Origin of the sequence: Fibrobacter sp. UBA7003 (assembly GCA_002449765.1) — a bacterium.
Classification (GTDB): Bacteria; Fibrobacterota; Fibrobacteria; order Fibrobacterales; family Fibrobacteraceae; genus Fibrobacter.
This window is the reverse complement of sequence record DJXN01000011.1, coordinates 24,772-36,896: the sequence shown is the minus strand read 5'-3', so window position 1 is coordinate 36,896 and position 12,125 is coordinate 24,772. Positions and strand designations below refer to the sequence as shown.

Below are 12,125 nucleotides of genomic sequence, written 5' to 3'. Positions count from 1 at the left end.
GATAGGATCAAGGCGGGCATGACAAAATAATGCTTGATAAAGAAGTTCTAAAGACCGTGAGCCGCATCGAACTCAGCGTTCGCGGCACGCTCGACACCGTGATGACCGGCGCCTACCACAGTTCGTTCAAGGGAAACGGTATGGAGTTCAGCGAGGTCCGCGAGTACATGCCGGGCGACGACGTGCGTACCATCGACTGGAACGTGACCGCTCGTACCGGCACGCCCTACGTGAAGAAGTTTATCGAAGAGCGCGAAATGACCATGCTTTTGATGGTCGACGCCTCCAGTTCTTCGGAATTCGGTTCCGGCAAGCAAATGAAGGGCGAAGTCATGGCGACCCTCACAGCGCTCCTTGCCTTTGCCGCCATCAAGAACAACGACAAGGTCGGCCTGCTCATCTACACCGACCAGGTCGAACTGTTCATCCCGCCGGAGAAAGGCCGCAAGCACGTATTGCGCCTCATCCGAGAAATCCTTTATTTCAAGCCGCAGCATCACGGCACCAACACGCAGGTGGCGCTGGAATATGCCGGCAAGATTCTGAACCGCCGCGCCGTGGTCGTGGTGATGAGCGACTTTCTGGACGAAGGTTTCGAGAACGCGTTCAAGATTTTGCGCAAGCGCCACGACGTGCTTGCGGTATCGGTGGTGGACCCGCGCGAAATGGAACTGCCTCCCGCGGGACTCGTGGAACTCGAGGACCCCGAAACCGGCGAGACGCTCCTGATTGATACCGGCGATGCGGCATTTCGCGAGGCGTTCGCCCGCGAGGCAAAGCGCCAGGGCAAGGCGACCAAGGAACTGTTCCAGCGCATGTCGATTGACTTCGTGCGCATCGAGACGCACGACGACTTCAAGGAAACCGTCGCCCCGCTTATCGAGCACTTCAGGCGCCGCGCGAAAGCCGCGAGAATGTAGGACTTACACCATCCTTTTTTTCAACTCCCGCTTTACGGCCTCCAAATCGCCGTTCGTCAGCAAGGGAATCAACGCGTTGATTTCTTCAACGGGTTTGTTCCACCATTTGAACTTTAGCAGCAGCGAAGTCAATTCGCCGTCAAAGCGGTGACGGATTGTTTCAGCAGGATTCCCGACCACGACCGCGTAGGGTTCCACGTTGCTGCCGACGACGCTGTTTGCACCAATGATGGCACCGTCGCCAATATGCACGCCAGGCAAAATAGTCGCGTTCTGCCCAATCCACACGTCGTTCCCAATGACGGTATCGCCCTTGAACGGCATGTCGCCAGCGGCAGGCGGTTTCATGTTCCAGCCTTCTAGCGTGTAGAACGGGAATGTGGAAACGGCGTTCATCTGGTGGTTCGCCCCGTTCATTACAAATTCTACGCCCGCGGCAATCTGGCAGAACTTCCCGATAATGAGCTTGTCGCCGATAAAGTCGTAATGGTGCGTCACGTGGCTTTCAAATTCCGAGTCGGCGATGTAGGTAAAATCCCCGACGATGATGTTCGGGTTCTTGATGGTAGGCTTGACGTAGATTTCCTTGTCGTAGCCAGCAATCGGGTGGACTGTATTTGGATTGGGGATTTTATTGTTCATAGTCTAAATATATATCAAACCGTCGCAGGCTTGTAACCAAGCAGTTTCATGCTGTAGAGCGCAGTGCCCTTGCTGATGCTGCGCACGCCGGTAGCGTAACCGAAGATTTTCCGCAGCGGCACATCCGCCTTCAAGAAGTGTATCTTGCCATCACCGCCGATTTCCTTCACCTTGCCGTCGCGGGCCTGGATATCGCCGGTGACAAGACCCGCAAAGTTCACGGGGCATTCCAGCGAAAGTTCCATGATGGGCTCGTAAAGTTCCACATCGGCAGGCTTGATTAGCTTGGTCACTGCATCGGCACACGCCTTCTTGATCATGGGCGGCAAGGCCCCCTCGGTCCATGTAAATTCATGGACTTCGAAGCAAACACCGACAAGGGCTCCCTTGCCAAGGATTCCCACCTCGGTTGATTCCAGGAGAGCCGAACGGACGCCCGCCAGAATTTCGCGTGGAGCCGTCTCAAGGAACTCAGCAGAAAGTCGGATGTCATGAGCATCGCCATCAAGCGGGGAAGCGGAAAGCTTGATGGAAATCCTGTGGGGGCCAAGCTGGAAGGTATTTTCGACAGGGCCCACGTTACGGCACAGGCGCTCCTGCCAGCGGACTTCGGGGCTACCTGCTTTGACTTCGCAACCGAATTCGCGCTTGAGGCGGGCAAGCAACACATCGAGCTGCACCTCGCCCACAGTATGCAGGTACCAGAATCCGCCATCGTCCTTCTGCACGCGGAAACTGGGATCCATGCGGCCAAGCGTATTGAGGCTCTTTTCCACATGGTGGTAGTCTTCAGAGCCGAGGCATTCCACGCGCGTCTGCAAAAGCGGCTGGTACTTGTCGCGGATGGAGGTCGGCATGTCATCGTCGGACGCCGCTTCGGCCTGCGGCGAGGGCGAAGTGCCATCCGCATAGATGACCTGTCCGAGTTCTGTCTCGAACGGGGTGCGCATCGCGTAAATATCGCCCGAACGGATTTCGTCGACAGGCTGCAGCAAGTTCGCCTTGAGGCGCGAGAACTCAAAACCCGCGGGCCACTCCTTGCGTTCCATGTCCGTATGGCTGCGGAATAGCGAAATTTCGCCCACGCCCTTGAAATGGCGCAAGCGAATCACCTGTCCGAGTTCACCATCGGCAAACACGGGCGGTTCGGGCAAGAAGAAAGAAAGCGCTGTGACAAGGCTCCGCACGCCGTAGCCTTCCATTGCAGAACCCGCATAGCAGAGCGCAAAATCATCGCTATTGGCAAGCGCCTTGAGGCCTCGCAGCAGCGTCTTGGGCGGAACGCGTTTACCATCAACGGCAAGCTTCAGCACCTCGTCGTCGAAATTGCTCGCGAACTCGGACGCTTCGACATAATGCTTTTTCAGTTCCTGGGAACCGTCCCATCCGTCTTCGACATTCCAACCGTCATCGACCACTTCCTCGCCCGTTTCCGAATGGACGAGTCTGCTCTGGCTGAGCACATCGAGCACCCCCGACATACGGCCGTTCTCGTATTGCGGAAGTGTCATCAGCACCGGACGCACGCCCAGGATTTCTTCGATGTTGATGAGAGTTTCGTCAAGCGAATAGTCGGGATTATCCAGCTTGTTCACGAACAGGATGGTTCGCACTCCCGCCTCGCGCAACTTTTTGAACGCGGCGACCGTCTGCGTTTCGACCCCGCTTGCCGCACTCACCACGAGCACGGCGCCTTCCACGGCCGAGAGCGCCATGTCGACTTCGGCACCGAAATCCACATGCCCCGGCGTATCGATAAAGTTGAACCAGGTGTTCTTCCACTCGAAGTGCGCGACTCCGCTCTCGATGGTGATGCCGCGTTCCTTTTCTTCGGGCATGTAGTCCATCGTGGCAAGGCCCTCTTCGACCTTTCCCGGCCTGCGCACCTCGCCCGCCGCAAACAATATACGCTCGGAAAGGGTCGTCTTTCCGGCATCGACATGCGCGAGTATAGCAATGTTGCGGACAGATTGCGGCATCGTTTCAAATCTAACAAAAAAAGAGATTCCCCATTCCGGGGAATCCCTTTATCAAGCTTTGCCGTTTAGACTACTTGCGGATCTTCTTCGACATCTTGTTGAGGAACTTGGCAAATTCCTTGCCGCTCCTCTTTTCGACCTTCTTGCCCTTGAAGAGCGGGGCGTCCATGTAGAAGTCGTCGAGGAGGTTGTCGAGGCAGCGGAGGCTCTCGGTTTCGAGGCTGTAGCTGTAATCGTTCATGTCGAAGCGGAGGCCCGGTTCGGCTTCTGCGTCAATCAGGAAGTCATCGTAAGCGGCCTTGCAGTCATCTTCATAGAAGGCAAAACGGAGCGTTTCGGTGAGGTCACACTTGTTGCCTTCGAACGAAATGGAGTAAGAAACGGAAGTCGGCTTGTTGGACACGAGCTTGATATCTACGCCAGCAGCAGTGACCGTATTGCAGTTGTAACTTACCTGGTCATTTGCGTTGATCTTGAGGAAGTCCATGATTTCGTCGGCGAAATCGAGATCTTCGACCGGGCATTCCGTGTTGATGAAGCCTACGCTAGCATAGGTGTCGTAGCCGATAACGAAACCGCTGATGGCATCCTTGTTAATCTGGTCGGCCTGGTAGATACGGCCTGCCGGATACGGATTGCTCATGTCGGCATCATAGTACATGCCGAAGCTTGCAGCACCAATCATCATTTCGAGAGAGTCACGAGAGGGGTAATCATAGAAGGTGACGACATATTCCTTCTGATTGTCGGCCTTCCAGACGAGTTCATAATTCTCTTCCTTACAGGTCGAGGAATAAACGGTTGCCTGACCAGCACCGTCAGACCAAGTGTAGGCCATCAGGTCCTTGATATAGTAATCCTTGGGAAGCTGACCAAGAGATACCGGAGTGTCAGAGGGTTCGCTAATTTCGGTGTTATCCGTTACCGTAATTTCACAGCCTGCGCAAAGCAGGAGGGAACCAAGGAGGGGGAAAAGTTTTTTCTTCATATGTTCTTCCTTTTTTTGTGTTTCCATAAAAATAAATAAAAAAAGAAACATTGCGATGCTTTAACCCAAAAAACGTTGTAAAAGCGATTGAAATTTTACAATAAAGCAAGGAAAAACGCTCTATTTGACGCAACGCACCGAAAAACCGAAAACTTTTGATTTCGAAGTGTAGCCGAAAGCCATCGACTTGTTCGTGAGGTACCAAACGCGGGCTTCGCCCTGCCCGATATCTTCCAGAGCATCGTCGGCACTCCAGAAAAAGGCGAACTTGGCAAGGTTGCCGTAGGTGGCGTCGTCAAAGCGATTGCCGGCAGGCATGGCACCGAACTTGAGCGTATCGTTGCCGTTGGTGTCGCCCTTCCATCCATAGTTTGTCTTGAGCAGGTAGCCTGCATTGTAGTCGCCACCGGCTGCGTTCCAGAGGCTCTCGAAATCTTCGTGCTTCGGCAGGCGGAAACCGGAAGGGCACGCACTGCGGGCGGCATCCCACGTGTAGAGGCGGCCATAAGCCATGCAGTTGTTGTCGTCGTCATCGAAGCAGAAACTGCCTTCGGACTCGAAATTCAGATTGTCGCCGAACCAGGTGCGGTCCCCGATTTTCACGAGGCGGTAGGTCTGCTTGTCGCGCGGGTCCTTGAACTCGAGAGCCTTGGATTTAGAGGCCGTTTTCGCGGGCTTCGACTTTGCGGACGATGCTTTTGCTGGTTTAGATTTTGCGCCGGACTTCGCCGCAAACGAATTCGTGCAGGCAAGCGCCACCGCCAAACACATTACAATCAAACGCAACATCAGCATTCTCCGCACCGAGTTAGCATTTACTCCTCGAACGGACGCACGCGTAGCGTGACGCCGAGTTCATCGCACAGTTTGCGGCAAATCTCGATCTTTTCTTCGGGCATCACCTTCTCGACGACGGTCATGACGACGTTCTTCACGTGGGCCTTCGCTAGCACGGCGAATTCCTTGAGCGCATCGTAAGACTTGATGCCGAACTTGGAGCGCGTGAGTGCGAGGAATTCTTCGGCGTTGGGGGCGTTCAGCGAAATGGAAACCGTGTCGAAGCGGCCTTCGAGTTCGGGCGTGATATCCTTGCCGTGGATCAGGTTCGCAAGGCCGTTCGTGTTCACGCGCACCTTGAGCTTCGGGTACTTCGCCTTGAGCCGATCAATCACCTCGCACACGTCGTGCAGGCGTTCGAGCGGTTCGCCGAACCCGCAAAAAACCAGGTCGTTGATTGCGTTCAGGTCGTATGCGTCGAAAATTTCCATCACGCGCTCGACGCTCGGTTCACCTTCCTTGAGCCAGAGCGAATTGCCTTCCATCATCTTCTTCGTCTGGCGCAGGCAAAACACGCAACTGCACGGGCAGCGGTTCGTCATGTTCACGTAGATGTTCTTGCCAGCAATGTCGCCGCTGTTCGCGATATCCAAATAGCCGGCCTGGCCGACTTTTCCTGTCACGGTATAAACTATCATTTGGCCCCCCTTTAATCTTCTATGAGGTCGCGAAGGTACATCTCGACGCTCAGGCCCCAGTGTTCGGGAACATTATTTTGTACACAATATTCAATACACTTGGACGCGAATTCGGCAGCCTTCTTCACCGACTCGTAAAAATCGTGGCCGTTCAGGTACATACCCGCGATTACCGCGCTTATCACGTCGCCCGTTCCGCTGCGGTCGCCACCGATGCGGTCGGCCATCACAATTTTCGGTTCTTCGCCCCTGCTATAAACGAAATTCATGATCTGCTTACTGCTGTAATGGACGCCCGTCACCACGATGTGTTCAGGACCCTGCTCGGCAAGTGTTTTGCACATGTTCTCGATTTCTACCGGAGTGAGTTTCCCGTCGCGGTAATCGGAACCTGTAAGCGAGCAGAGTTCGGTGAGGTTCGGCGTGAGGATGTCGGCGTAATGCACGAGCGCGCGCATCTTTTCGCAAAGTTCCGGCGTGTACGTGGTGTAGAGCCTGCCGTAGTCGCCCATCACCGGGTCGACAAGCGTGAACACGCCCTTCTTCTTGAAAGTCCTGATGAAGTCGATGACGATGTCCACCTGCTCTTCGGAGCCGAGAAAGCCCGTCGCGATGGCGTCAAAACTCATGTCCAGGTCCTTGTAGGTCTGGATGTAGTCGCGCATTTTGGAGGTGTAATCGTCAAAGAAATACTTGGGGAACTGCGTATGCGTAGAAAGTATTGCCGTAGGTACCGCGACCGCCTGGATTTTCATGGCCGAGATGACTGGCGCCATGACGGCGACCGAGCAGCGGCCGAATCCGGTGATATCGTTGATGAGGGCAATCTTCTTCTGTGGCATAGCGAGTTATAATTTAGAAATTATTGCCTGCCATGGATGCCGCGGAATAGCACGCGTGCATAGGCAAATACGGCCGATACGATAACGGCGAGGAGTGTGGGGCCGAGCGGCACGGAATCAAGGTGCTCGGCGACCTGATAGACAATGAAACCCGCAAGCCAAGAGAAAAGGTTCCAGAGCCAGAATCCGAGAGATGCGGCGCGTGCGCTGTTTTCGCGGGCATCGACTGTGCCAACCTTCCCGAAGTAGAACGAGACGAGCAACACGGCTGCCATGGGCGCGAATACCGAGGCAATCAGGTAGAGGAAGCTGATGTAGTGTTCCATGATTCCCGAGATGGCAAGCGCCGCACTCAAGAGGCTCACGATAACGCCTGCAATCTTCGGGTTGATTTTGCCGTAAATCGCCTTTGAGGATTCGCCTGCGGAATTGGCCGCAAGGAAGTTTGTCGTGACGGTAGAGAGCACCACGATGATGATTCCCGGGATGCCGAGGCCTGCAAGGAGAATGGCCTGCGCGATGTTGTTGTTCGCACCGATGCCCGCAATTTCGATGCCGAGAATGTACATCCAGAGGCTTGCGAACGTGTAGGCCGCCGCGGAAACCGCCGTCGCCTTCACCGGATTTTCAACATCCTTCGTATAGTCCGAAATCACCGGCAGCCAGGAGATGGGCATGGCGATGGAAATCTCGAAGATATTCCAGAAGCCGAGTAACGCTACGGAACCCGCGGCGGCCCCGGCGGCAGCGCCGGCGACGGTCGTGCTATCGGCGCCATTGAGCCCGAACAGTTTAACAGAAAGAATCGCAAGCAAAACCGCAAGCGCCGCCATCACGACCGTCGTCACGTTCGCGGAACGCTTGAGCCCGACAAACACCCAGATGGCGATAAACACCGCAAGAATGGCGCACGTAAGCGGGAAAGAAATAGGCAGGTTGAGCCCCGCCAAGGCGGAAGCGCCCTGCGCGTTCAGCACGGCCACCCACGCGAGCAGCTGGAAAACGTTCAGCGCGGCAAAAAACTTGGAGCCGTACTTACCGAAGGCGGAGGCGGTCGTTTCCATCGCGTTCACACGCACGCGCGCACCGATGAGGCCCACGAAAAAGAGCAGGATGCCGCCCAGCACATGGCCGAGGATTAGCGGGAGCCACAAGGAATCGCGTGCAGCCGCGGCACCGATTTCGATGCCCGCCTCGATTTCGGAAACAGAAATGGCGACACCGAACCAGATGATTCCATTCGAAAACAAGCCTGTACGTTTTTCCATAAAACGCCTCCATGTAGTTTAAAAGACGGCGCAAAAATAGAAATGCGGCCCCCGCATTACAAGGCCCCGCGACAATACTACTTTCTTATGCCAAGCTATAAATTATAACTATATCAATAGCGTTTTCACTATCTGTAAAATCACGCGCCAAAATCGTCATCGTAGCCAAACTCGTTTTCCACTGCATCCTGTTTCTTTTCGGCAGTCGCATCAAGCGCTTCCGCATGTCCGCGGAGAGCAGCGAAAGGATGAAAAAACTTTGCTCGGTCAACCACGGCCATACGCGGATGCTTCATGAGGAAGTTCCAATCGTCGCGCGGATACGGCAAGTTTATTATGTCGCTGTAGTCGTCACGCACGATGTCCTCCAATCTGCCCGTTCCGCTCGATGGTGGTAGCCCCCTCCTGCAAATCCATGCCCTTCACGATGGCGTTCTTGCCAAAGCGCTTCTTGATGAGGAGCTCCGCCTTCAGGCGCTTCTTTTCGCGCTGTTGTTTTTGCACGTCGGTAAACAGATCGTACTGTTCGTAGCTCGCATCCACAATGTCCGTCGCTACAAGGTTCAGACGTCGCACTGTCAAGTTCGGATCCACGATGCGGTCGAAGAGCTTCATCACGGCTTCCGCCATCACGGCCTGCGAACTCGTGTAGTAGCCGATATTCGCCGTCCCGTGAGCAGGCTTCGGGATTGTCCGTCCGTAGAAATCCACTACGGTCTCGCTGCGGTAAATTCCCTTGTCCACATTTTCGCGGTCGTAACCCACAGTAAGCACCATGGCATTTGTCACCAGGTCGTGCGAAACCAGCGCCATCGAGACTGTATCGACCATCTCGCGCACCACGAGCCTCGCCTTGTCAAAAGGGTACGGGTCCTGCAGCACCTGGCCCTCGCCGGTACTGCGACTCCGGGGTTTCGCCTTCTTGATGTCGGCAATCGTGCAGGGTTCGTAACCCCAGGCATGGTCTATCAATATCTCCGCATTCACACCGAGCATCTTGTAAAGTGCATCGGGATTCTTGACGCTCACACGGGCGATATCGCCCATCGTACGGATTCCACGCCCACCATTCAAGTAGCACTTTTCCAGGCGAGCAGCAATCCCGCGCCCCACCTGCCAAAAGCTCGTTATCGGCTGGTGCGACCACAGCTGCCTGCGGTAGCTCATCTCGTCAAGTTCCGCGATGCGCACGCCATCTTCATCAGCTTCCACATGCTTCGCCATCACGTCCATCGCGACCTTGCACAAGTAAAGGTTCGTGCCTATCCCGCCTGTCGCCGTAATGCCCGTAGTCGTGAACACATCCTGTATAATCGTCTTCACCAGTTCGCGCGCCGGTTTCTTATACAACTTAAGGTAGCGTGTCAAGTCCAAGAAACATTCGTCAATGGAATAAGCGTGGATATCCTCGGCGCTCACGTATTTCAAATAAACGTTGTAAACCCTCGTGGAAAACTCCACGTACTTGGCCATCTGCGGTTTTGCGATGATAAATTCTATCTTCTCGCCCGTCTTGCGTTCGACTTCACGAACCTTCTGGTTCACCTCGAAAAGGCGGGCACGCCCGGGAATCCCGTAGGCCTTCAAGGCTGGCGTCACCGCAAGGCAAATCGTCTTCTCGGTACGGCTCTCGTCGGCCACCACGAGTTTCGCCTTCAACGGGTCAATACCCCGGAGGATACATTCCACCGAAGCAAAGAACGACTTGAGGTCTATGGCTGCATAAGTTCGCGATTGCACGATGAAAATATAGGAAGCGACGGATGAAAAAAGACACCCCGCTATCGCTAGCGGGGCGCCATCCGTTATAAAAGACCTTTACTTCACCATCACGCGAAGGGGCCTGGAATGGTCGACACCGCGCATGATATAGATGCCGTTCGCAAAGCCCGCCTGCTTGAGGGTTGCGGAGAGGTCCGCACCCGCATTATCGATATGGCCGAGGAACTTGCCCATCGCGCTGAACACGTTATAGGCAGACGGATGCTGGGGAGCAACACGAATCTCCTGACCGAGAGCCACCGTATTCGGATCGGTAAACTGAATCCAGTCCACGTTCAGGTAGGCGCCCGTAATCAGGAGCTTGAGCACGTGTTCGCCCTTCTTGAGTTCCGCGGAGCCCACGTCAATTACCTTATACGTAGTCCACACGGAATCGACCTTCGGGGCAACCACCGATTCGGTGATTTCCTTGTCGTCAATGAACAGCTGCATCGCAGATGTTTCGAATGCGGTCGCCACATTCGCGGTGATATCGTACTTGGCATCGGCAGCGACATTGATGGTGTATTCCATCCATTCGCCGTCATTGGTGTAACCGATGGCATAACCCGTGCAGGCAGCATCACCGCACTTGGAATCGCTAATGTCGACCACGTCAACTTCGTCTTCGCGGTAGGCCTTGCCCTGATTTTCGCGGTCGTTATCGTAGAAAGCCTTGTTGTGGCCGCCTTCGTCATAGTTTTCAGCCTCGATCTTGCCCGGAACCGTAGCGGCAGTGCCCTTGTAAGGCGTCTGCGGAACGGCAGTCTTTTCGCTTTCCATGTACCAGTAGTCGAAATCGAACCCGCCCTGCTTTACCACAAAGAACAGATCGTCGACGCCGGCAGCATCGGTCACATCGAAGGTATGTTCTTCCCAAGCAGAACTTGCAGGGATATTCATGGACGCAAGGAGAGCGCCGTTTTCGGAACCGGCATGCAGTTCAAGCTTACCACCATTACCCCTGGTGCAAACGATAATGCGGTCGGCACCGTCGCCCATGTCAACAGAGCGCACCTTCGTGTAGAATCCGCTGTTCATCTTGGTGAGGAACACATTGCCGTATTCGGCACCGACATGCTCGATGATGGTGTAACCGCCCGACGTATTGACAGTCATGCCGCCAACCCAGGCCTTGGTTTCGGCTTCCACGCGCACGAACGGGTCAAGGTTCTTGATAGGCTTCACGACGCCATTGTTGGTGGCACGGATTGTGGGAATGGTACCGTCGGCATTCCAGGTGAATTCTTCGATGGCGGTAGAACGGCTGTAGCCGCCGCCCTTCACGTTCTTCTGGTTATGGTAGAAGAAGAAGCTGCGGCCCTTAAAGTCGACAATGCCGGAGTGGACGGTGAACGCGGAACCCGGTTCGCTACTCGGCATAATGACGCCCTTGTAAGTCCAGGGGCCCGTCGGAGAATCGCTCCAGGAATAGTCAATGGATTCTGGAATGCCACCGGCAGCGTAAATCATGTAATACTTCTTGCCGCGCTTGTGAATCCACGGGCCTTCGGTATACTTGCCGTTAAAGGTGCTCATATCGGAGACCTTGATTTCGCTTGCGCATTCAATCATGTTCTCCTTGAGGGGGCAGTAATAGAGCTTCGGGTTACCCCAGTAGAGCCATGCCTGGCCATCGTCGTCAATAAATACGGTGGGGTCGATGTAGTCCCAGTTGGGGCCCGCCAGGTGCTTGCCGTTCAGGGCGTCCTTGAAGGGGCCTTCCTTCTTGTCGGACACGGCTACGTTGACGGCGCGGCCTCCGCGGGTGGATTCCACGGTCACGTAATAATAGTACTTGTCGTTGCGGCGAATGCATTGAGAAGCCCAGTCGCCGTTTTTCTTGGCAGAACCGTTAAAGTCACCCGCTTCCAAAATGAGGGTGTTCATGTCGGTCCAGTTCACCATATCCGTGGTGCACGATACGCGCCAGCCATGCATTGTGAAGAAGCTACCGCCCTCGTCGTTGCCGGAATAGGTGCAAAGCGTATCGCCAAACACGACAGGCGCCGGGTCCGGAGAATAATATGTCTGGATAAGCGGGTTTTCGGCCATGGCCTGCGTGCAGAGCCCAAAACCGATGACGGTAGCAGCAATTCTTGCAGTCTTAGCGAACTTCATGTTACATCCCTTTCGCCCCGAGAGGCATTTATATAACTCACCACTCTAAAATTATCCACAAATCATGAAAAAATTCCATGCGAAAAGCATGTTCGCATGGATAAGTTGTCAATAGCCAAACTGGCGATT

The 12,125-nt window shown here is 54.8% G+C and carries 11 protein-coding genes; 1 reads left to right on the top strand and 10 read right to left on the bottom strand.

The annotated features are described in order from the left end of the window. The first annotated feature begins 29 nt into the window (after positions 1 to 29). Entirely contained in the window at positions 30 to 920 is an 891-nt protein-coding gene (locus B2952_RS07920; RefSeq protein WP_073115520.1) for a DUF58 domain-containing protein, read from the top strand. 3 nt (positions 921 to 923) lie between these two features. Here the strand turns inward: B2952_RS07920 and B2952_RS07915 are convergent, their stop codons facing one another. The 10 genes from B2952_RS07915 to B2952_RS07870 all read right to left on the bottom strand — a co-directional run bounded on the left by B2952_RS07915 (position 924) and on the right by B2952_RS07870 (position 11,996). Continuing rightward, positions 924 to 1,562: a CatB-related O-acetyltransferase gene (locus tag B2952_RS07915; protein ID WP_290729853.1), complete on the bottom strand. Its 639-nt coding sequence runs from the start codon at positions 1,560 to 1,562 to the stop codon at positions 924 to 926. 14 nt (positions 1,563 to 1,576) lie between these two features. Next, positions 1,577 to 3,541: a GTP-binding protein gene (locus B2952_RS07910; protein WP_290729851.1), complete on the bottom strand. Its 1,965-nt coding sequence runs from the start codon at positions 3,539 to 3,541 to the stop codon at positions 1,577 to 1,579. A gap of 70 nt (positions 3,542 to 3,611) precedes the next feature. Next, a complete protein-coding gene (locus tag B2952_RS07905) occupies positions 3,612 to 4,529 on the bottom strand; it encodes a hypothetical protein (RefSeq protein ID WP_290729849.1) in 918 nt (305 codons plus the stop codon). Positions 4,530 to 4,649: 120 nt separating this feature from the next. Further along, complete coding sequence (locus B2952_RS07900; RefSeq protein ID WP_290729847.1) at positions 4,650 to 5,318, bottom strand: fibrobacter succinogenes major paralogous domain-containing protein; 669 nt, start codon at positions 5,316 to 5,318, stop codon at positions 4,650 to 4,652. A gap of 26 nt (positions 5,319 to 5,344) precedes the next feature. Continuing rightward, positions 5,345 to 6,004 (bottom strand): TatD family nuclease-associated radical SAM protein, encoded by a 660-nt coding sequence (locus B2952_RS07895; RefSeq protein WP_173381133.1) that lies wholly within the window; start codon positions 6,002 to 6,004, stop codon positions 5,345 to 5,347. 11 nt (positions 6,005 to 6,015) lie between these two features. Next, positions 6,016 to 6,846: a pyridoxamine kinase gene (locus tag B2952_RS07890; protein ID WP_290729845.1), complete on the bottom strand. Its 831-nt coding sequence runs from the start codon at positions 6,844 to 6,846 to the stop codon at positions 6,016 to 6,018. A gap of 20 nt (positions 6,847 to 6,866) precedes the next feature. Then, the gene (locus tag B2952_RS07885; protein WP_290729843.1) at positions 6,867 to 8,114 is read right to left on the bottom strand and encodes a cytosine permease; all 1,248 of its coding nucleotides are present in this window, start codon (positions 8,112 to 8,114) and stop codon (positions 6,867 to 6,869) included. 140 nt (positions 8,115 to 8,254) lie between these two features. After that, complete coding sequence (locus tag B2952_RS07880; RefSeq protein ID WP_173381130.1) at positions 8,255 to 8,473, bottom strand: hypothetical protein; 219 nt, start codon at positions 8,471 to 8,473, stop codon at positions 8,255 to 8,257. Further along, positions 8,466 to 9,854, bottom strand: coding sequence for a DNA methylase (locus B2952_RS07875; RefSeq protein WP_290729840.1), 1,389 nt, complete (start codon positions 9,852 to 9,854; stop codon positions 8,466 to 8,468). The genes B2952_RS07880 and B2952_RS07875 overlap by 8 nt, the downstream gene beginning before the upstream one ends. A 78-nt stretch (positions 9,855 to 9,932) precedes the next feature. Then, positions 9,933 to 11,996, bottom strand: coding sequence for a family 43 glycosylhydrolase (locus tag B2952_RS07870; RefSeq protein ID WP_290733292.1), 2,064 nt, complete (start codon positions 11,994 to 11,996; stop codon positions 9,933 to 9,935). Positions 11,997 to 12,125 lie beyond the last annotated feature (129 nt).